This is a genomic window from Pseudomonas sp. IT-P218 (assembly GCF_949767605.1).
GTDB lineage: Bacteria > Pseudomonadota > Gammaproteobacteria > Pseudomonadales > Pseudomonadaceae > Aquipseudomonas > Aquipseudomonas putida_AE.
Genome location: NZ_CATKQQ010000011.1, coordinates 603,771 through 624,909 on the forward strand (window position 1 = coordinate 603,771; position 21,139 = coordinate 624,909).

Genomic DNA, 21,139 nt, shown 5'->3' on the forward strand with positions numbered 1-21,139 from the left:
GCGCTCTGAGAGTGTTCCTTCAGTGACCACGGCGCAGCGCGAAAGGTTTAATGACTGAACGCGATTCAGAATTTCTCATATTCGGAAATAACTGTGTGTTTGGTTGAAACCTATTGGCCGATTGGCCGTGGTTTTATCGCTGCGCTGTTGTCCATGAACATGAAAAGGAACATTCAGATGAAGTCAGTTCGTACGGGGCATTTGCACGCCGATATGATCACGGAGGGTGGGAGGCATCTCGCGTTTCGAGCAGCGCCAATGCTCGAATACTACGAGTTGCCAGGCCTGCACTGCCTTGGGGCGAGCAATGGTAAGGACAAAACGTTTTACATCTATCTGCCGCAGGGTATCGAGAGTGGCGGATTTCCTCTGGGGCTGTGTGAGCGCTCGCCCATGATCATTCATGTGACGGGCGACTCGGAAACGGAGTTGTATCGAGGGTCGCTTGATTTGATGGTAGGGGGCGACGCACAGTTTGCCGGAAGTTTCCGTGGCCTGGACGCCGAAGGTATCGAGGTGGAGAACGGCAGCTTCAGGCTCGAGCACGCCAGTGGCTGAACTTCAAATGAAAGGGAAGCCCGTGCTCCCCTTTCATCGGCGACCGTTACTTCAGGTTGCCGCTGAGGAACTGTTTAAGGCGTTCGCTCTTCGGGTTGCCCAGCACGTCCTCCGGCGCGCCTTCTTCCTCCACCAGGCCCTGGTGCAGGAACAGCACCTGGCTCGACACTTTGCGCGCGAAGCTCATTTCGTGGGTGACCATGATCATGGTCCGGCCTTCTTCGGCCAGGCCCTGGATCACCTTGAGCACTTCGCCCACCAGTTCCGGGTCCAGCGCCGAGGTCGGTTCATCGAACAGCATCACTTCCGGCTCCATCGCCAACGCGCGGGCAATCGCCACCCGTTGTTGCTGGCCGCCGGAGAGGAACGCCGGGTACTGATCCGCTACGCGCGCCGCCAGCCCGACCTTGTCGAGGTAACGCCGGGCACGGTCTTCGGCTTCCTGCTTGCTGCAGCCCAGCACCCGGCGCGGGGCCATGGTGATGTTTTCCAGCACCGTCATGTGGCTCCACAGGTTGAAATGCTGGAACACCATGGCCAGGCGGGTACGGATCCGTTGCAGTTCATCGGCATCGGCCACGTGCATGCCGTGGCGATCCTTGATCATGCGGATAGCCTGGCCGTCGAGGCTCATGGCGCCGTCGTTGGGTTGTTCGAGGAAGTTGATGCAGCGCAGGAAGGTACTTTTCCCGGAGCCGCTGGCACCGATCAGGCTGATGACGTCACCCGTGTTGGCCTTGAGCGAAACGCCCTTGAGCACCTCATGATCGCCATAGCTTTTATGCAGGCCTTCAATGGTCAGTTTGTACATGGAGCATGCATCCTCAAGGCGAAAGTAGGTAGCCGCTGCGATAGGCTTCGGCGCCCGCGACGTGGGCGATCACCATGCCGGCCGTGGCCATGCGGCGCAGCGAACGGGCGTACATCAAGCCGGCGGCGGTGCAATGGACAGGCGTGACGCGGTCGCTGATCGGGTCAATGATTTCGGCGATCAGTTGCCCGGCTTCGAGGTATTGCCCCGGCAGGGCACTGAACACCAGCAAGCCGCCGACCGGGGTCGCCACAGGTTCTACCCCGGCCAGGGGAGTTGCCGGGTAGGGCAGGTCGGGCAATGGCGCCGGTTCTCCGGCAATCGCGCCAAATTGAATCAGGTAATCGATCAGCGCCTGGCTGTCGAGGCTGGCCATTGGGTGACTGACGTCGCCCTGGCCGCGCAGTTCGACGGTGACCGAAAAACTGCCATGGGGAATGTCGAAGTGTTCGCCGAAGCGCTCTTTCAGCTGCCACCAAAGCAGGGTGAAGCATTCATCGAACGACTGGCCGCCGGAATCGGTCGCCAGAAGACTGGCCTGCGCACCAATGTAGCGGGCCAGCGGCTCGACCTGCGGCCAGGCCTCGGGCGTGGTGTACAGGTGGGCGACAGCCTCGAAATCGCAATGCAGGTCCAACACCATGTCGGCGTCGCAGGCCAGCCGTTGCAGGGTCAGGCGCTGGGATTGCAATTGGGTGCTGGCGGTTTGGCGCGCCAAGGCATGGCGCAGGCTGTCGCGGATCAGTTCGAGGTTGCGCTGCGGATCGTCGCCGAGTTGGCCCTCGATGGCGTTGCCGACCTCTTCGCTCAAATCAACGAACCAGCGGTTGAAGTTCTGCCCGCTTTCGAGCTCATAGCGGCCCAGCGGTACATCCATCAGCACCTGTTCCAGGCCGGCCGGGTTGGCCACGGGTACCAGGACGATTTCGCTGCGCAGCCGGCCGGCGGCTTCCAGCTCCGCCAGGCGTTGCTTGAGGTGCCAGGCCACCAGCATGCCGGGCATTTCATCGGCATGCAGGGACGACTGGATGTAGATCTTGCCCTTGGCCGGTTGTGGGCCGAAGTGAAAACTGTGGATCTGTCGTGCGGTCCCCGGCAAGGGGGCCAGCAGGTCGTGTATCTGGTGGCGCATTTTTCTTGTATCCCGAAGCGGGTCCTAGTGGGTCGGCCCGAGGAAGGCCAGCCAGCGGCGTTCGGCGAGGCGGAACAGGCCGACCAGCGCAAAGGTGACGGTCAGGTAGATCAGCGCGGCGATGCCAAACGACTGGAAGGTCAGGAAGGTCGCCGAGTTGGCGTCCCGCGCGACTTTCAGGATGTCCGGGATGGTCGCGGTGAACGCCACGGTGGTCGAGTGCAGCATCAGGATCACTTCGTTGCTGTAGTACGGCAACGAGCGACGCAGCGCCGAAGGCATGATCACGTAGGCATACAGCTTCCAGCCTGTCAGGCCGTAGGCCTTGGCCGCTTCGACTTCACCATGGGCCATGCTGCGGATCGCCCCGGCGAAAATCTCCGTGGTGTAGGCGCAGGTGTTCAGGGCAAACGCCAGGATGGTGCAGTTCATCGCATCGCGGAAGAAACTGTCGAGCACCGGTTGCGCGCGCACGGCGGCCAGGCTGTAGATCCCGGTGTAGCAGATCAGCAACTGGATATACAAAGGCGTGCCGCGGAACAGGTAGGTGTAGAACTGCACCGGCCAGCGGATGTAGGCGTGCGGTGAGACCCGGGCGATCGACAGCGGAATCGAGACGATGAAGCCGATGAAGATCGACGCACTGAGTAACCACAGGGTCATGGCCAGGCCAGTGATGTTCTGGCCGTCGGTGTAGAGGAAGGCTTTCCAGTATTCCTGCAGGAGTTCGATCATCGTACGGCCTCCCGGGTACCGGCGGCGTAGCGACGTTCGAGCCAGCGCAGAATGAAGTTGGAGGCGCTGGTGATCATCAGGTAGATCAGGGCGGCGAGTACCAGGAAGTAGAACAGTTGATAGCTGCTTTTACCCGCATCCTGGGCAGCCTTGACCAGGTCGGCGAGGCCGATGATCGACACCAGTGCAGTGGCCTTGAGCATCACCATCCAGTTGTTGCCGATACCCGGCAGGGCATAGCGCATCATTTGCGGGAACACCACGATGCGAAAACGTTGGCCGCGCTTGAGCCCGTAGGCAGTGGCCGCTTCGACCTGGCCGCGAGGCACGGCGAGGATGGCACCGCGGAAGGTTTCGGTGAAGTACGCGCCGTAAATGAAGCCCAGGGTCAAAACGCCTGCGCTGAACGGGTTGATCTCGATGTATTCCCATTCCATGTAGTCGGTGAGCGACGTCAGCCAGGTTTGCAGGCTGTAGAAGATCAGCAGCATCAGCACCAGGTCCGGTACCCCGCGGATCAGCGTCGTGTAGCACTGGGCAAGCAGGCGCAGCAATTTGACTTTTGACAGCTTGGCACTGGCGCCGAGCAGGCCGAGCAATACGGCCACCAGCAGCGACATCGCCGATAACTTGATGGTCATCCAGGTGCCTTCCATCAGCAGCGGGCCAAAGCCCTTGAGGCTGAAGGCGGAGAGCCCCAGGTTTTGTAAGAGGTTTTCGAACATAAATCAGCAACCTGATCGGATGAAAAAAGCGCCCATCGCGAGATGGGCGCCGGGCATTACTTGCCGCTGTACAGGTTCAGGTCGCCAAAGTGTTTCTTTTGAATGGTGGCGTAGGTGCCATCATCGTGTAACGCTTTGATACCTTTATCCAAAAGGGCTTTCAGCTCGGTGTTACCTTTCTTAATACCGATTGCAGTCTTGGCTGGCAGCAGTTCGCTGTCGACTGGCTTGCTGATTTCGTAGCCTTCGCCTTTTGGCGACTTCAGGAAGCCGAGTTCAGCTTGCAGCATGTCCTGGATCGCGGCATCGAGACGACCGGAAGTCAGGTCGGAATACACCTGGTCCTGGTTCTGATAAGCCTGGGTTTTCACCCCTGCCTTGTCCAGCACGGCCTTGGCGTAGGCTTCCTGGATGGTGCCTTGTTCGTAGCCGACGGTCTTGCCTTTCAGCGAAGCGACGTCTTCGGTCAGGCCAGAACCTTTCTTGAACACGTAGGCGGTCGGACCGGAGAACAGCTCGTTGGAGAAGTCGATGACTTTTTCGCGGGCTGGGGTGACGGTCATCGAAGAGATCACGCCGTCGAATTTATTGGCCTTGAGGCCAGGAATCATGCCGTCGAAATCGCTTTCGACCCATTTGCACTTGACCTTCAGCTCGGCGCAGATCGCGTTCCCCAGGTCGATGTCGAAACCTACCAGGTTGCCGTCGGCCGCTTTCGACTCGAACGGTGCATAGGAAGGGTCAACACCAAAACGCAATTCCTTGTATTCCTTTGCCAGCGCGGAACCGGCTGCCACGCACAACGCCAGTGCAGAAAGGGTCAGCAATGCTTTTTTCATTATTCAATCCCTAAGAACCAATATGAGCGCTTGTGGCGCAGAATTATTGTTACTGGTAAGCGTAAGCCCTGATGAAAGTAGCAATTTCCGAACCATAGTGCCGAACAAGCGTTTAAAAGGTTTTCGGGAAATTGCAGGAGGCGATTAGTGCACGAAATTGGGCGTGATGAAAAGCCCGCACTTTTTTGGTTCTGCGCGGTGCTCGCAAAGATTGGGTTCAGCCGAGCAAATCCTGCAATGTACCCAGGTGATCAGCTTCTTCGACCGACTTGTCCTGGCGCCAGCGCAGCATCCGTGGAAACCGCACGGCAATCCCGCTTTTGTGGCGTTTGGACAAGGCAATACCCTCGAAACCCAGTTCAAACACCAGGCTCGGCTTGACGCTGATCACCGGGCCGAATTTTTCCACCGTGGTTCTGCGCACGATGCTGTCGACCTGGCGCATCTGCTCATCGGTCAACCCCGAATAGGCTTTGGCGAACGGCACCAGCGCGCGCTCGCTGGCGTCCGGTGGCGCGTCCCAGACGGCGAAGGTGTAATCGCTGTAGAGACTGGCCCGGCGGCCATGACCGCGCTGCGCATAAATCAGCACTGCGTCGACACTGAAGGGGTCGACTTTCCATTTCCACCAGACCCCCATGTCCTTGGTGCGACCGACGCCGTAGAGCGCGTCCCGAGCCTTGAGCATCATGCCTTCGACCCCGAGCTTGCGCGATGCTTCCCGCTGCCGGGCGAGGTCGAACCAGTCTTCTCCGGTCAACAGCGGCGAGGCGAGCAGCAGTGGATTGTTGGCCTGGGCGATCACCTGCTCCAGCTGACTGCGCCGTCGGCTTTGCGGTTGGTTGCGCCAGTCCGCGCCTTCCCATTCCAGCAAGTCGTAGGCGAGGATGACTACCGGCACGTCATTGAGAATCTTGCGGGTGAGGTTCTTACGGCCGATCCGCTGCTGCAACAGGGCGAAAGGTTGCACGGCGGGGGCGTCCGGTGGCGGATCGAAGGCATCTTCGGTCGCCGATCGAGTGGTTTTCCAGGCAACGATTTCCCCGTCGATCACGGTGCCGTCGGGCAGGCAGTGGATCAGGCTGTCGAATTCCGGAAAGCGATCGGTGACCAGCTCTTCGCCCCGCGACCAGATCCACAGGCGCCCATCGCGCTTGACGATCTGCGCCCGGATGCCGTCCCACTTCCATTCCACCTGCCAATGGCTGGCGGCACCGAGCAGCGCTTCGAATTGTTCGACCGGTTGCGCCAGGGCATGGGCGAGGAAAAACGGATACGGCTGACCGCCGCGTTGCGCATGCTCGTCGGGCGATTGCGCGGCGATCAACTTCAGGTAGCTGGCGGCACTCGGCCGGTTGGACAGGTCGGTGTAGCCCACCATGCGCTGGGCCACGCGCTTGCTGTCCAGCTGCGCCATGGCGGCCAGGGCCCGGGTCACCAGCAACTTGGAGACGCCGACGCGAAAGCTGCCGGTGATCAATTTGATGCACAGCATCAGGCTGGGACGGTCCAGTTGCGACCAGAGCACCGGCAGGCGTTCGGCGAGCACTTGCGGGGATTCGCCGCGCAATGGCAGCAGTTTTTCTTCGATCCACACCGCGAGGCCGTCGTTGGAGCGGTAGGGCATCTCCGGCAGCACCAGGGAAATGGTTTCCGCCATGTCGCCGACCGCCTGGTAACTCTCTTCGAACAGCCAGGGTGAAAGCCCGGAATACGCGACGGCCAACTCCCGCAGCACGCGCACCGGCACCAACTGCCTGGGGCGACCTCCGGACAAAAAGTACACCGCCCACGCGGCATCTTCCGGTGCAGCCTGGGCAAGGTAATCCTGCATCGCCGCCAGCTTGGCGTTGCTCGACGTCGTGGCGTCGAGCTCGGCGTACAACTGGGCAAACGCCTTCATGGAGACGCCTCGATGGCTTCGGCTGTCGATGCCTCCTCTTCGTCGCCGTACTCGGTACTGAAGCCTTGGGCGTCCAGGCCTTGTTCACGCAAGTGGCGCACCAGTACTGCGACTGAACCGTGGGTGACCATCACCCGTTGCGCACCCGTCTGTTCGATGGCCCAGAGCAAACCGGGCCAGTCAGCGTGATCGGACAGCACGAAGCCGCGATCCACACCGCGTCGCCGACGTGCCCCGCGCAAACGCATCCAGCCGCTGGCGAAGCCGTCGCTGAAGTCACCGAAGCGGCGCATCCAGGTGCTGCCACCGGCGGAGGGTGGAGCGATGACCAGCGCTTTACGCAGGATTGGATCGTTTTTCTGGAAGTCGCCGGCATAGAGCGTCGGTGGCAGGTTTATTCCACTCTCGCGGTAAACACGGTTGAGCGGCTCGACCGCGCCATGGGCCAGGATGGGCCCCAGGCTGGCATCGATGCCGTGGAGGATGCGCTGGGCCTTGCCGAAGGAATAACAGAACAGCACGCTGGTTTTGTCTTGCGCGGCGTTGGCTTGCCACCACTGGTTGATCTCGGCAAACACCTGCGCCTGGGGCTGCCAGCGATAGATCGGCAGGCCGAAGGTCGACTCGGTGATAAAGGTGTGGCAGCGCACTGGCTCGAAGGCGGCGCAGGTGCCATCGGGTTCGATCTTGTAGTCGCCTGACGCCACCCAGACTTCTCCGCCATATTCCAGGCGCACCTGGGCCGAGCCGAGTACGTGGCCGGCGGGGTGGAAACTCAGGGTGACGCCGTGATGCAGCAGCCGCTCGCCATACGCCAGGGTTTGCAGGTCGATGTCCTGGCCCAGTCGCGCACGCAGAATCCCCTCGCCGGGTGCCGCCGCCAGGTAATGCTGGTTGCCAGTACGGGCGTGGTCGCCATGGGCGTGGGTGATGACCGAACGCTCGACCGGCCGCCACGGGTCGATGTAGAAATCGCCAGCAGGGCAGTACAAGCCTTCGGGTCGCGCGATGACAAGGTCCACGTTGTTATCCAGGTGGAGGGGCTTGTTAGCTAGGAGGCTGGCGCGCAGGGAGAAGTTCTATCGGGATTTCCCGGGTAAACCACCTACCCCTGTAGGAGCGAGCTTGCTCGCGAAAGCGGCCTCACATTCAACCTGTATGTTGACTGGTACTCCGCCTTCTCGAGCAAGCCCGCTCCCACATTTTGGCTAGGCGTTATTTGCCAGGCGTCAGGGTCAACCGCTTGGTCCCATACACCCGGTCAAAATTCACCGGCTGCATCGGCAAGCTCTGGTACTGCCCCTTCAGCCACGGCTCGATGCCGTTGAGGTAGTTCGGGCTGGCCGGGTTGCCGGACTGGCCGGTGGCGATCTGGCCCATCAACGGTTCGGGCTGGCCGAAGTCGACGATCAGACGCATGGCCGGTGCCCGCGTGGTGTTGAAGTCCTGGCCCACGGCGAACGCGGCCGTGTTGAGGGTCGTCTGGTCGCCGCCAGCCGGCTGAGGCCCGCGCACAGTCTGGCCACTGGCGTTCTTCCACTCATAGCGGTGAAGTTTGCCCCACTGCCAGGCTTTGTGATCGCCGCCCAACTGACTGTCACCTGCGCTGATCGCTGCTGCGAGGCTGCGGGCGAGGATCGCCGGTTTGTCTTCTTTCTGTGCGGTGTGCACATCGTCCCAGAACGGACTGTCTTCACGCCCCAGCAAGTGATCGGCCTGCGCCGCGTAGGACAGCGAGCCATTGGCGATGAAGGCTTGCCAAGCCGGGCTGCCTTGCGGTCCCAATTCATCGAGGAAAATCTGCCGGGTGCTTTCCTGCAGGAACAGCTGGTAGATCGCCGCTTCGGCAGAAGTCGGGCTGAGTTTGCCGTCAAACGCCATCAGGCGGGTCAAGGCCTCGCGAGCCTTGCCACGATCGGCCACTGGCAAAGCCTCGATGGCCTGCTTGAGCGGCTGGGACATACCCGGTGCCTCGAACATTTTCTTCAGCTTGGCGGCGAAGGTGGTGGTCTGGTCGTACTGCATGGCGATCAGGCTGCGGGTGTCATGTTTGCCCACGCCGGCCAGCTCGGCCAGGCGTTCGCCACGTTCCGGTGCCGACCAGGAATTGGACAGCTGCATGCCATAGCCATGGGGAATGACCCGCTGGTTGGCGGTGCCGAGCCAGCCCTGGGCCGGGTCCTGGTCGTAGGGGTGCAGCATCGGGTCGGCGTAACCGTCCCAATCGTAACGCCCCTCCCAACCCGGCGAGGGCAGCAGGCCTTCGCCTTCGCGGCGGTTCGGATAGCGACCGGTGACCTGCCAGCCAATGTTGCTGGCATCGGCAAACACCAGGTTCAGGGCAATGGCGCGAATTTCGCGGCTGGCGTCCGAGGCTTTCTCGACGTTCTGCGCACGGGACAAGTCAAAGAAGGCGTCCAGGCTCTTGTCGTCGGTAAAGCTTGGCGTTTGCAAGGCCAGGCCGAAACCGCTGCCCTGGGCCAGGCCCTGGGCACTGTTGAGCAGGGGACCGTGGCGGGTTTCGAACACGGCTTCGCGAATCGGCCGCTGGCCTTTGACGAAGTAGGTTTCGTTGCGCACGATCGCCGGCTGCCACTTGCCAGCGGTTTCGTAGGACAGCCCGTTGCCCTGGCGTTTGATTTTTTCCAGGAACAGGTCCTGGTTATCGCCCATGACGGTCGTCATGCTCCAGGCCACTTTGCCGTTGAACCCGTCCAATATCATCGGCAACCCGGCGATGGTCGCCCCGGAAGCCTGATACTTCGGTGCGCGGATCTGCACGTAGCTGAACAGCGACGGCACCCCCATCGGGCCATGGCTGTCGCTGGCCAGCAGGCTTTTACCGCTGCGGCTGCGTTGCGGGGCAATGGCCCAGTTGTTCGATGAAGTGGCGCCCAGCAGATTCAGCCCGGACAGCTGGTCGGTGGCCTTGCTGATGTCAGCCAGCCCCGGTACTTGGCCGTTGAGCTTGATGCCCTGAAGCTTTTCACTTTCGCCCAGGGGCAGTTTTTCATCCGGGGCCGAAGGGGTCAGCCACGGCAGTTTGTCGGTGGTGACGGTCTGGGCCAGCACCAGCGAGGCAATCTCCTCGGGCAGGTTGGCGGACTGGCTGAAGTTGAACAGGCAGAAAATCAGCGCCGAATCTTCCGGCTGCCAGTACTCGGGCTTGTACCCGGTGGCGACGAGGTCGGCTGGCAGCTTGTCGCGGTAGCGGAACAGATAGGCGTTGACCCCGCGGGCATAGACTTCGAAGAAGCGCTTGAGGCGCGCAGAAGAGGCCTTGTACAACTCGCCGGCGTTTTTCTTCAGGTTGACCGCGCGCATATAGCGGTCGGCGTCCAGCACGTCCGAGCCCTGCATCTCGGCCAATCGACCCTGGGCGAGCAAGCGCAGGGTGACCATCTGGGTAATGCGGTCACTGGCGTGCACATAGCCGAGGGCGAACAGCGCATCGTGAAAACTGTTGCTTTCGATCAACGGCATGCCCATGGCATTGCGCCGCACCGAAACGTTCTGCGCCAGCCCTTTGAGCGGCTGTACGCCAGAGGTGGGCGGGAGGGTGTCCTGGGCATTGAAGCTCTGACAACCGGTCAGGCTTAAAATACCCGCCACTGCTGCGGCAACGCCGAACCGGGGTAGAAAATGTGAAAGGGCTGGCGAGGCCATGGCAAAGCTCCTGCGGGGTAGAGGCGGCGGCGCGCAATAAAGGCGCTACGTTAGTGAGCAGGAGGGGCCCGCGCAAGCGGGGCGCGGGGTTATTTCAACAACCCGCCTGATGGTGCCATCCGTCGAGCCTGTTATTTCTGACAGTAGACAATCAATTGTGCCGAAGGGACTCTGGTTTCCTGCTCACGCTGAAGGTGTTCAGCGTTCCAGGCGACGGAGTTTGTGCATGAACAGCAAATGGCTGGTTAGCTTCGTGGCACTCTGCCTCGGTGTCGGCGCACTGTTCTTTTCGGCGAAGCAGGCGACGGTCGAGCGCAGCCCCTATGCCTTGTTTGAGCCGCACATGACGGTTGGGCAAAAAGCCGAGGTGCAACAGCAAATCGACCGACAACTCCTTAGTCAGTCCGGAGGGCATCAAGTCAGTTCGACTCAAGTGATTTACGACAACGGTGCCGTTGTGCTGACCTTTCCGGTACCCGGCGACGAAGGTCAGTCAGATCGCGCCTGTGATTACGGTTACGTGTGTCTGTGGAGCGCTGCGGATTTCGCAGGCAGGAAATTGTCGTTGCTCAGCACTTCGAAAAGCCGGCCGGTCAATCTGTCCGACTACGGTATGAGTGCCCAGGTCGCCTCCTGGCAGCACAACAACAAGGCCCATTCAGTGAAGATCTTCGGCGTGGATGGGCCTGGCGCCAGGGGCAACATGGTGATGAGCAATATCAGGGAGGTGATCCTTGGCAAGGGCTGCTGTCCGTTCAGTATTCCCGAAGATATCCGCATCATCGACACTTGGACGGAGATCACTGCCCAGCGCCGACTGACCGGGCATAACGCTCGGATCGTGAGCATCGCATTCGCCCCCATGTCCATGTTGTTTGCGCAATAGGCGGCCGGACAAAACGTTCACTCGCTGAACCGATTTTGTCCTCAATACTGGCCGACTAGTGGCCTTGCAAGCCCAAGGCCGATGTCTATGCTGACGCGTAACTAACCATGTCGACCGTTATCGGTGGATGTGGTCCCTCGAACCAGACTGTCAGAGTGCGCAACCCAAGGCACCAACACACTTGCAGGACGTTATCCGGAAATGGAGTTCGCTTATGAGCACGTTAGGGCTGGCCCGACCCCGGGCTATCAAGAGAAGGATGTCTTGATGAGAGTGTCGTTATAAGGACCCCCTCCGATCGAACATCACCAATCACCTGATGGGTTCCTCCTCCTTGGAGGAACGCGTGTGCCTGTTCTGTTGAACGTAGTGGTGGATTTGAAAGACCGGCAACTTTCATAAACGCGCAAAGGTGATACGACCATGTTTAACCTGCATCACAAGGCTGACCTGCTGGAAATCGAACGTTTCAGCTGCGCGCTGACCGAAGCCAACGCCAAGCTGGCTGCGGTCAGTCGGTCAATGGCGATGATTGAATTCACCCCCGATGGCATCGTCCTCGAGGCCAACGAGAATTTTTGCAAGGCCATGGGATACAGCGCCGAAGAAGTGCGCGGCAAACATCACCGGATATTCTGTGAAGAGGCGTTTTATCGCAGCGAGGAGTACGCCAGGTTGTGGCGTGATCTCGCCCGGGGGGAACCGATCAGCGGCACTTTCCTGCGCTTGAACAAGAGCGGCAAGGAGATCTGGCTCGAAGCCAGCTACATGCCGGTGCTGGGTCCCGACCGGCAGGTGCGCAGCGTGATCAAGGTGGCTACCGACATTTCCGCCCGGGTCAACCAGGACCACGAAAACCAGAGCAGGCTCGCCGCCATTGGCCGCTCCATGGCGGTGATCGAGTTCACCCCCGAAGGCCGTGTGATCACGGCGAACGACAACTTCCTGAAAACCACGCAATACTCGCTCAATGAAGTCGTCGGTCAGCATCACAGCATGTTCTGCCATCGCGCCGAAGCGGAATCCCAGGGCTACAAGAACTTCTGGGCCTCGCTGAACCGCGGCGAATATCATTCCCATCGTTTCGAACGCAAGAACAAGCAGGGCCAGACGATATTCCTGGAGGCCTCCTACAACCCGTTGTTCGACGCCAAGGGCCGCCTGTACAAGGTGGTCAAGTTCGCCAGCGACATCACCCAACAGATGACCACCCTGCAATCCGCCGCGGATTCGGCCCACAGCACCTCGGTGCAAAACGACGCCTGCGCGCGCAAGGGCTCCGAGGTCGTGCAGCAGACGGTGCAGATCATCCAGGACATCTCCAAGGACTTGAACCAGGCGGCGCTGAGCATCGATGCGGTGAACAAGCAGTCCGAGATCATCGGCACCATCGTCCAGACCATCCGCGGGATTGCCGATCAGACCAACCTGCTGGCGCTCAACGCCGCCATCGAAGCGGCCCGCGCCGGCGAGCACGGGCGCGGATTTGCCGTGGTGGCCGATGAAGTGCGCAGCCTGGCCGCACGCACCAGCCAGGCCACCCTGGAGATTGTCGATGTGGTGCGCAAGAACCACGACCTGTCATTGAGTGCGGTGTCGAGCATGCAGTCGAGCCTGAGTCGAACCGGGCTGGGTGTGGAGCTGGCGAACGAGGCGGGGGAGGTGATCCTGGAGATCCAGCAGGGCTCGCGACATGTGGTGGACGCCATCAGCCAGTTCAACTCGACGTTGCAGTTGAACTGACCGAATTGCAGGAGCCTGCAAGCCGGCTTCTGCAGTTACCGCAAGGTCTTCAGCGATGGGCAATGTTTTCCAGTGCCAGGTTGCGGGTGCGCGGGCCAAACATGCCGATGGTCAACATGACGATCAACATGCTGCTGACGATGAACGCCAGTACGCCCGGGGTGCCGAAGTGTTCGAGGAAAATACCGATCAACAAACTGCTGAAGACAGTCGACAAACGGCTGAACGAGTAGCAGAACCCTACCGCCCGGGCGCGGATGTTGGTAGGGAATAATTCGCTTTGGTACGAGTGATAGCTGAAGCTCAACCAGGCGTTGCAGAAGGTGATCATCACCCCGCAGAAAATCAGGCCGAACGCGCTGGTTTGCAGGGCGAACAATGTGCCGAAGGTCATGGCACCCAGTGCCGAGCCGACGATCTGCCACTTGTTCTCGAAACGGTTGGCAAATTTCACGAAGAGTAACGGCCCCAGCGGATAGGCAAGGGTGATGATGAACGCATACATCAAGCTATGCGTGATGCTTACACCCTGGCCATTGAGCAACGCTGGCAACCAGTTGCCGAAACCGAAGAAACCGATGGCCTGGAACACGTGAAACACGATCAGCATCAAGGCCCGGCGGCGATACGGTGGCTGCCAGATATCGGCGAAACGCCCCTTGCCCTGGATGTCCACCGCTGCCAGTTCCGGCTCGTCCAGCGGTTTGCCCTGATCCTTCACGCAGCGTGTCTCGATGCGGGCGAGAATCTGGTCGGCCTCCTCGAACCGCCCATGCTGCGCCAGCCAGCGCGGCGATTCCGGCAAGCGTGAGCGCAACCACCAGATGAACAACGCAAACACCGCGCTGGCCAAAACCACCCAACGCCAGCCCGACACACCGAACGGCGCCTGGGGTACCAGCCACCATGACATCAGCGCCACTGCCGGTACCGACAGGAATTGCACGAAAAACGCGAAGGCGAATGCCGAGCTGCGCATGCGCTTGGGCACCAGTTCCGAGAGGAAGGCATCAATGGTCACCAGTTCGATGCCCAGGCCGATGCCCACCAGGAAGCGCATGCAGATGATGCCCAACGCCGAACTCTGCACACCCATCAATACGGTGGCGACCGTGTACCAGATCAACGCGAAGGTGAAGATCGCGCGCCGGCCGAAGCGGTCGGCCAAAGGGCTCAACAGGCTGGCGCCGAGGAACAGGCCAAGAAACGTCGCCGAAGCGAAGGCGGCTTGATCGGAGAAACCGAACACACCCTGGTTGCCGGTGGCGAAGATGCCGTCGCTGATCAGGCCGGGGCTGATGTAGGCGGTCTGGAACAGGTCATAGAGCTCGAAGAACCCACCGATTGATAGCAACGCCACCAGGCGCCAGAGAGTGGAGACGGCGGGCAGGCGATCGATGCGGGCGGAAATCTGCGCGGCGCGCAGTGGGTCGATGTCATCTGCCTGGGCAGCAGGGGCGTGAGCAGTCATGGGCTGGTCCAATTTTATGGTGGAGAAGCTTAGCCTGCTATCGGATATCAATGATTGTGAATCCCGGTGCCTGAACACCGAGATTCGCCAAGTTATTGCAATGAATGGTTACATTTTGCTGATTTATAGCGCTCGACCGCTCAAGGCAGGCCGTTACAGCAGTGTTTAAGGAAGCCCGGATGTTGCGCCAGACGTTTGAAATACTCGTCGACGGCCGAATAATCGGGACGCTCCATGGGCGTCATCAGCCAGCGGTTGACCGAGAGGCCGATGACAATGTCGGCCACGGTGAATTTTGCCCCGGCGACATAGGCTTTGGTGGTCGCGAGCTGGTGTTCGAGGATGGCCATTTTCTGGTTCCAGCCACGCACGCCGACTTCGATGCGATGGGCTTCCTGGTACTCCGGATCCTTGCGCACCAGCGCCATGAACGCATAGCTCCAGGACGAATTGAGATCGGTGGCCTGCCAGTCCATCCACTGCTCCACCCGGGCGCGCGCGGCCGGTTCGCTGGGCAGCAGCTCCGTGTGGTGGTGCTGGTGCCTGGCGCTCAGGTAGCGGCAGATGGTGTTGGATTCCCACAGCACACCCGCCTCATCGATGATCACCGGCACCTGTGCGTTGGGGTTGTACCGCAGAAACTCGGGGCTGTGAGTCGAGGCAAAACCGCTGCCCCAATCCTCGCGTTCGTAGGAAAGGCCCAGTTCCTCACAGGTCCACAGGACCTTTCGGACGTTGATCGACGAGGCTTTTCCCAGAATCTTCAGTGTGTGTTCCATCGAACTACTCCAGCGAGAGGCGTATATCCAATTGTAGGAGCTGCCGCAGGCTGCGATCTTTTGATCTTGATTTCAAGAGCGAAGATCAAAAGATCGCAGCCTGCGGCAGCTCCTTGGAAGCGAGTTATAGCATCAGGTACTTTCGCGCACCTTCAACTCAAACCCCATGTCCTGCACCGGTCTGGCCACGGTATTACCGGCCATCAGCGTCAGCATCTGCTCCGCCGCGCGACGGCCGATGGCTTCGCGAGGGGTGTTGATGCTGCTCAGGCGCGGGACCATGTGTTCTGACATCGGCAAATCGTTGAAACCCAGGATCGCCACCTGTTCGGGGATCTTGATCCCGCAGCGCATGGCTTCAAGCAAGGCGCCCTGGGCCAGGTCGTCGTTGCCGAAGAAGATCGCATCGACGTCCGGATGACTGGCCAGCAGTTGCAGGAACAGTTCGCCACCCAGGCCGACGGACGAAGAGCGCGGGGTCAGCACTTCCAGGTCCGGGTCGTAGAGGCCGGCCTTTTTCAGGGCTTTGCGGAAACCTTCACCGCGCAGCAGCGTGCGTTGATCCAGTTGCGCGCCGATGTACGCCAGGCGCTTGCGCCCGCGTGAGAGCAGATGCTCGGCCGCCGTTTCACCCGCCGCCAGTTGCGAAAAGCCAACGCAATTGAGACCGGCCGCGCTGTCCAGTTCCATCATGTACACGCAGGGGATGTTGCTGGCTTCGATCATCCGCCGCGAACTTTCGGTGCGGTCGAATCCGGTCAGCAGCAAGCCCCGTGGCTGATAGGCCATGTAGTTGCGCAGCAGGTTTTCTTCTTCGTCGCGCGAGTAATGGAAGTTGCCGATCAGCACTTCGAAGCCCTTGGGGCGCAACACCTGATGAATGGCTTCCAGGGTGTCGATGAACAGCAGGTTGGACAAGGACGGCACCAACACCACCACCGAATGGCTCTGCGCCGAGGCCAGGGCACGGGCCGCGGGGTTGACCACGTAGTTGAGTTCCAGCGCGGCTTTCTGGACTTTTTCCACGAGTTCCGTGGCCACCGTGCTGACCCCGCGCAGGGCCCGGGAGGCGGTAATCGGACTGACACCGGCCAGGCGTGCCACTTCGTTGAGGGTAGGGCGGCCAGTGGTGCGGGTATTTTTATCGTTTTTAGTTGGAGTCATCGACGGCTTGCCAAACAAAATTCAAGGCACTAAGGTAGCGCTGTCTCGAAGCAGCTGCAAATGCGTGAGCGGGGGTTCGCCTGATCCTCGCTTTTTGGCGTTGGGAACACACATGCTGCAACCCACAAAATGACAAGAAAGGCGTCGGCAACTTCTGCTTTTGGTCTAGTGTCATAACTGGCAAAGGTAGCGCTGTCTGCGCGCTGAGGTGTTACATGAATCATCCCATCACCGCCCTGGTCATCATGGGCGTTGCCGGTTGCGGCAAGACGTGCGTCAGCGAGGCCCTGTGCCAATTGAGCGGCGCCACTGCCATCGAAGGCGACTCTTTCCACCCTGCCGCCAATATCGACAAGATGAGCGCGGGAATCCCCCTGAACGATGAAGACCGTGCCGGCTGGCTCGACAGCCTGTGCGATGAACTGCGCCGGATCGATGCCCAGGGTCAGCGCCCGGTGCTGACCTGCTCGGCGCTCAAGCACATCTACCGCGAACGCCTGCGCAGCGCCTTGCCGGGCCTGGGCTTCGTGTTCCTGGAGTTGACCCCGGAAGTTGCCGCTGAACGCGTCTCCCATCGCCCGGGTCATTTCATGCCGGCCACCTTGATCGAAAGTCAGTTCGCCACCCTCGAGTCTCCCAAGGGCGAGCCGCTGACACTGGCGCTCAATGCCTCGATCCACAGCGTTGAAGAACTGGCCGTTCAGGCCCACACCTGGTGGCAGGCCAACGGCCTGAAGCAGGCGGTATGAACGTGCTTGCAAAGACAGCGCTGTCCACGCGACTTCTGATTAACCCGCTTTAATAACAACAACAACCAGGAGACACCCCTAATGTTTGGCATGTCCCACGAGACGTTCCTGCTGCTCGACGCAGTGGTTACGGTGATCGGGCTTATCGTCCTGATTACCAAGTTCAAGTTGCACCCCTTTCTTGCCCTGATCATTGCCGCCGCCTTCCTCGGCCTGACTTCCGGCATGCCGATCGGCACCATCATCAAGGCGTTCCAGGACGGCTTCGGTGGCGTGCTCGGTTTCGTCGGCATCATCCTCGCGCTGGGTACAATGCTCGGCAAAATGATGGCCGAGTCGGGCGGGGCGGACCAGATCGCCCAGACCCTGATCCGCGCTTTCGGCAAGGACAAAGTGCAGTGGGCAATGATGTTCGCGGCCTTCCTGGTCGGCATTCCGCTGTTCTTCGAAATCGGCTTCGTACTGCTGATTCCACTGGTGTTCATCGTTGCCCGACGCACCGGCGTGTCGATCATCAAGATCGGTATCCCGCTGCTGGCGGGTCTGTCCGCGGTACACGGCCTGGTGCCGCCGCACCCGGGTCCGTTGCTGGCCATTGGCGTATTCGGTGCCGACATCGGCAAGACCATTCTGTACGGCCTGATCGTTGCGCTGCCAACCGCCATCATCGCTGGCCCGATCTTCGGTACGTTCATTGCCAAGCACATTCCCGGTCATCCAAACCAGGAGCTGGTGGATCAACTGGCCCGCGAAACGGATTCGGCTGAACTGCCGAGCTTCGGCATCACTCTGGTGACCGTGCTGTTGCCGGTGTTCCTGATGCTGCTCAAGACCTTTGCCGACGTGGCGCTGCCGGATGGCAACATCTTCCGTTCGTTCATGGACCTGATCGGTCACCCGATTTCGGCGTTGCTGCTGGCATTGCTGCTGTCGCTGTACACCTTCGGCTACAAACAGGGCATCGGTTCCAGCCAAATGATGAAATGGCTGGATGCGAGCCTGGCGCCGACCGCTGCGATCATCCTGATCATCGGTGCCGGCGGTGGCTTCAAGCAGATGCTGGTGACCAGCGGCGTGGGTGACGTGATCGGTCATATGGCGGTCAACGCACAGATCTCGCCGATCCTGCTGGCCTGGCTGGTGGCGGCGGTGATCCGCATCGCGACCGGTTCGGCGACCGTGGCAACCATTACCGGCGCTGGCATCGTGGTGCCGGTGGTGGGGATGATTCCGGGCGTGAACCGTGAGCTGCTGGTGTTGGCGACCGGTGCCGGTTCGTTGATCCTGTCCCACGTTAACGATGCTGGTTTCTGGCTGGTGAAGCAGTACTTCAACATGACCGTGGCCGAAACATTCAAGACCTGGACGGCGATGGAAACCATCCTCTCCGTAGTCGGCCTGGGCTTTATCCTGTTGTTGTCGCTGTTCGTCTAAGCAACACCGCAAGACAAATGTGGGAGCCAGCCTGCTGGCGAAAGCGGTGTGTCAATCAGCATCCATGTTGACTGACACGCCCCCTTCGCGAGCAGGCTCGCTCCCACAGTGCTTTGCATCAGGGGCTAGTTTTTTCGAAGGTCATCAAGACGCGCTTGGAGTTGATTGTCGGCAGAACCATTACTTCTGATGGAGCCTGGATTAGAGCTCGCATAACCTGAATCATTACTGTATTGGCTTATGCTCGAAATGGTGCTGACAGTGCTGGGAGTGGAAGCAGAGCTGGAGTTGCTGCTGATAGAGGGTCTGCGAGAACTGGACTCACTTGGCGCAGCAGGCGTTGTCGTGGTGTGCTTCGAGGTTCCCAAACTATCGGTCTGCGCTGCCCAGTGAACGCGTAGGGTGTTGGAGCGATCGCTGCCTTGTATACCCTTCCATGAGGGGGCGGCGTGTCGTCGGCTTTTTCCCCCAGTCGATATAATTGGGGGGCGTCTATTCTTTTCGGTCATTGCAACAATGCCGCTCGCCACCTCCAAAAAACCGTTTTTTCCCGACCTCGCCGTTACTGGCAACGTATTTCGTAGCGGACCGCTGGAATTATTGTTCAGTGAAAAGAAATCCCAAACCTTGAATACTTTGCCGATGACTGCATTTAAAAAGGATCGTCCCGTCGGATCCGCGCGCATCACCGGCTCACCCCCACAATACATATAAGCATTCAATCCACCTTTTCCGAACGGACTCAATTTGTCCGGGCTGTGAAAGCGCATCAATCGCGGGTTGTAGGTGCGATTACCATTCCCCAAAAAATACCAATCAGTTCTCGCCTCGCGCAGTTCACCGTTGAATCCCAGGTGCGTCCAGGCGTTCCGCAGGGCGGATTGCTGACCATAGGGGGTGTACGCCATGCGATTGATGGCGCCATCCATTTCGGCGAGCACAGAGTTTTTGCAGTCGCTCGCCAACAGCAAGGTTTGTTGCCAGGGGCGGGATGTGTGATTGGCGGGATTGAATGGGGACATGGGAAGCCTCTTTGTTTGACGACGAGTCAATAAAGGCCTTCAGCATTACAGGTTGTTCCAGAGCCGGGAACTGACAGAACTACCAGGGCAAAACCAAATGTGGGAGCGGGCTTGCTCGCGAATGCGGTGTGTCAAACACCATCAATGTTGTCTGATACACCGCTTTCGCGAGCAAGCCCGCTCCCACAGTTGTTATGTGTCAGGCGTTGGATTTGGCGACGAGCCCATCCGCCCGGAACATTCCGCGAATCCCGCGCACGGCCTGGCGAATCCGGTCCTGGTTCTCGATCAGGGCGAAGCGCACGTGATCATCGCCGTACTCGCCAAAACCGACACCCGGCGAGACGCAGACCTTGGCCTCGGCCAGCAGTTTCTTGGCGAACTCCAGCGAGCCCAAGTGCGTGTAGGCCTCGGGAATCTTGGCCCAGACGTACATCGACGCTTTCGGGTTTTCCACCATCCAGCCCAGTTCATGCAGGCCTTTGACCAGCACGTTGCGCCGCTGCCGGTACTGCTCGGCGATGTCGAGCACACATTGCTGATCGCCTTCCAGCGCGGCAATGGCCGCCACTTGCAGCGGGGTGAAGGTGCCGTAGTCGTGGTAGCTCTTGATCCGCGCCAGGGCGTTGACCAGCTCCGGGTTGCCGACCATGAAGCCAATACGCCAGCCCGCCATGTTGTAGCTCTTGGACAGGGTGAAGAACTCCACCGCAATGTCCTTGGCGCCGGGCACCTGCATGATCGACGGGGCTTTCCAGCCGTCGTAGACAATGTCGGCGTAGGCCAGGTCGTGCACCACCAGTACGTCGTATTGCTTGGCGAGGGCGATCACCCGTTCGAAGAAGTCCAGTTCCACGCACTGGGCGGTGGGGTTGGACGGGAAGCCGAGGATCATCATCTTTGGCTTCGGGATCGAACCGCGAATGGCCCGTTCCAGTTCGGCGAAGAAGTCCACGCCCGGCACCAGCGGCACCGAACGCACCTGGGCGCCGGCAATCACGGCACCATAGATGTGGATCGGGTAGCTCGGGTTGGGCACCAGCACGGTGTCGCCCTGGTCGAGGGTGGCCAGCATCAGGTGTGCCAGGCCTTCCTTGGAACCGATGGTGACGATGGCTTCGCTTTCCGGGTCGATGTCGACCTCGTAGCGTTGCTTGTACCAATTGGAAATGGCCCGGCGCAGGCGCGGAATGCCCTTGGACGTGGAGTAGCCGTGGGTGTCTTCGCGCTGGGCGACGGTCACCAGTTTTTCGACGATGTGCGGCGGCGTGGCGCCGTCGGGGTTGCCCATGCTCAAGTCGATGATGTCTTCGCCACGACGACGGGCGGCCATCTTCAGCTCGGCGGTGATGTTGAAAACGTAGGGGGGGAGTCGATCTATGCGCGCAAAGCGGCGCGGCGAACCTTGTTCGGCCATTGTTGCCTCGGATAACGTAAGCGCCCGGAACCGTCCGAGCGACGCTGGTCACTGCGGTGACCTGTGGCGGAATGTAATGGCAGCTGTGGCAGACTGTCCAGCCTC

The 21,139-nt window shown here is 60.2% G+C and carries 17 protein-coding genes and 2 pseudogenes; 6 read left to right on the forward strand and 13 right to left on the reverse strand.

All coding sequences use genetic code 11. From position 1 onward, the window contains the following. Positions 1 to 177 precede the first annotated feature (177 nt). Positions 178 to 558, forward strand: coding sequence for a hypothetical protein (locus ACM6I6_RS09500; protein ID WP_274073330.1), 381 nt, complete (start codon positions 178 to 180; stop codon positions 556 to 558). Between the two features lie 46 nt (positions 559 to 604). Here ACM6I6_RS09500 and ACM6I6_RS09505 read toward each other — a convergent pair whose 3' ends face one another. The 8 genes from ACM6I6_RS09505 to ACM6I6_RS09540 form a co-directional block, all read right to left on the reverse strand. Next, positions 605 to 1,369, reverse strand: a complete 765-nt coding sequence (locus ACM6I6_RS09505) for an ABC transporter ATP-binding protein (protein WP_020797089.1) — start codon at positions 1,367 to 1,369, stop codon at positions 605 to 607. A gap of 13 nt (positions 1,370 to 1,382) precedes the next feature. Continuing rightward, positions 1,383 to 2,501, reverse strand: coding sequence for a succinylglutamate desuccinylase/aspartoacylase family protein (locus ACM6I6_RS09510; RefSeq protein ID WP_274073331.1), 1,119 nt, complete (start codon positions 2,499 to 2,501; stop codon positions 1,383 to 1,385). Positions 2,502 to 2,525: 24 nt separating this feature from the next. Next, positions 2,526 to 3,236 carry an ABC transporter permease gene (locus tag ACM6I6_RS09515; RefSeq protein ID WP_274073332.1) on the reverse strand — a complete coding sequence of 237 codons (711 nt, stop codon included), beginning with the start codon at positions 3,234 to 3,236 and terminating at the stop codon, positions 2,526 to 2,528. Further along, on the reverse strand, positions 3,233 to 3,961 hold the full coding sequence (locus tag ACM6I6_RS09520) for an ABC transporter permease (protein ID WP_274073333.1): 729 nt from the start codon (positions 3,959 to 3,961) through the stop codon (positions 3,233 to 3,235). Before ACM6I6_RS09520 ends, ACM6I6_RS09515 begins: the two co-directional genes overlap by 4 nt. A 56-nt stretch (positions 3,962 to 4,017) precedes the next feature. Then, the gene (locus ACM6I6_RS09525; protein WP_274073334.1) at positions 4,018 to 4,800 is read right to left on the reverse strand and encodes a transporter substrate-binding domain-containing protein; all 783 of its coding nucleotides are present in this window, start codon (positions 4,798 to 4,800) and stop codon (positions 4,018 to 4,020) included. Between the two features lie 217 nt (positions 4,801 to 5,017). Next, a complete protein-coding gene (locus ACM6I6_RS09530) occupies positions 5,018 to 6,703 on the reverse strand; it encodes an ATP-dependent DNA ligase (RefSeq protein WP_414919802.1) in 1,686 nt (561 codons plus the stop codon). Next, positions 6,700 to 7,725 (reverse strand): ligase-associated DNA damage response exonuclease, encoded by a 1,026-nt coding sequence (locus ACM6I6_RS09535; RefSeq protein ID WP_274073336.1) that lies wholly within the window; start codon positions 7,723 to 7,725, stop codon positions 6,700 to 6,702. Before ACM6I6_RS09535 ends, ACM6I6_RS09530 begins: the two co-directional genes overlap by 4 nt. Positions 7,726 to 7,918: 193 nt before the next feature. Further along, positions 7,919 to 10,369 carry a penicillin acylase family protein gene (locus ACM6I6_RS09540; RefSeq protein ID WP_414919803.1) on the reverse strand — a complete coding sequence of 817 codons (2,451 nt, stop codon included), beginning with the start codon at positions 10,367 to 10,369 and terminating at the stop codon, positions 7,919 to 7,921. A gap of 226 nt (positions 10,370 to 10,595) precedes the next feature. Here ACM6I6_RS09540 and ACM6I6_RS09545 point away from each other — a divergent pair, with 226 nt between their 5' ends. From ACM6I6_RS09545 to ACM6I6_RS09555, 3 genes and pseudogenes are all read left to right on the forward strand, one after another. Continuing rightward, the gene (locus ACM6I6_RS09545; RefSeq protein WP_323627427.1) at positions 10,596 to 11,255 is read left to right on the forward strand and encodes a peptidase inhibitor family I36 protein; all 660 of its coding nucleotides are present in this window, start codon (positions 10,596 to 10,598) and stop codon (positions 11,253 to 11,255) included. Positions 11,256 to 11,783: 528 nt separating this feature from the next. After that, a pseudogene (locus ACM6I6_RS09550) lies at positions 11,784 to 12,452 on the forward strand (PAS domain-containing protein); the annotation flags it as partial. Between the two features lie 129 nt (positions 12,453 to 12,581). After that, positions 12,582 to 12,998, forward strand: a pseudogene (locus ACM6I6_RS09555) (methyl-accepting chemotaxis protein); the annotation flags it as partial. Between the two features lie 49 nt (positions 12,999 to 13,047). Here the strand turns inward: ACM6I6_RS09555 and ACM6I6_RS09560 are convergent. The 3 genes from ACM6I6_RS09560 to ACM6I6_RS09570 form a co-directional block, all read right to left on the reverse strand. Further along, the gene (locus tag ACM6I6_RS09560) at positions 13,048 to 14,469 is read right to left on the reverse strand and encodes an MFS transporter (protein WP_414919804.1); all 1,422 of its coding nucleotides are present in this window, start codon (positions 14,467 to 14,469) and stop codon (positions 13,048 to 13,050) included. A gap of 140 nt (positions 14,470 to 14,609) precedes the next feature. Further along, the gene (locus tag ACM6I6_RS09565; protein ID WP_414919805.1) at positions 14,610 to 15,248 is read right to left on the reverse strand and encodes a glutathione S-transferase family protein; all 639 of its coding nucleotides are present in this window, start codon (positions 15,246 to 15,248) and stop codon (positions 14,610 to 14,612) included. A 132-nt stretch (positions 15,249 to 15,380) separates the two neighbouring features. Next, positions 15,381 to 16,412, reverse strand: a complete 1,032-nt coding sequence (locus tag ACM6I6_RS09570; protein ID WP_046816578.1) for a LacI family DNA-binding transcriptional regulator — start codon at positions 16,410 to 16,412, stop codon at positions 15,381 to 15,383. 215 nt (positions 16,413 to 16,627) lie between these two features. On the opposite strand from ACM6I6_RS09570, the gene ACM6I6_RS09575 reads away from it, so the two are divergent. After that, entirely contained in the window at positions 16,628 to 17,161 is a 534-nt protein-coding gene (locus tag ACM6I6_RS09575) for a gluconokinase (RefSeq protein ID WP_274073343.1), read from the forward strand. Positions 17,162 to 17,242: 81 nt separating this feature from the next. Beyond that, a complete protein-coding gene (locus ACM6I6_RS09580; protein ID WP_274073344.1) occupies positions 17,243 to 18,595 on the forward strand; it encodes a GntP family permease in 1,353 nt (450 codons plus the stop codon). A 125-nt stretch (positions 18,596 to 18,720) separates the two neighbouring features. Here ACM6I6_RS09580 and ACM6I6_RS09585 read toward each other — a convergent pair whose 3' ends face one another. Next, positions 18,721 to 19,617, reverse strand: a complete 897-nt coding sequence (locus tag ACM6I6_RS09585) for an RHS repeat-associated core domain-containing protein (RefSeq protein WP_406592411.1) — start codon at positions 19,615 to 19,617, stop codon at positions 18,721 to 18,723. 199 nt (positions 19,618 to 19,816) lie between these two features. After that, positions 19,817 to 21,034, reverse strand: coding sequence for an alanine transaminase (gene alaC, locus ACM6I6_RS09590; RefSeq protein ID WP_414919806.1), 1,218 nt, complete (start codon positions 21,032 to 21,034; stop codon positions 19,817 to 19,819). Positions 21,035 to 21,139: the final 105 nt, after the last annotated feature.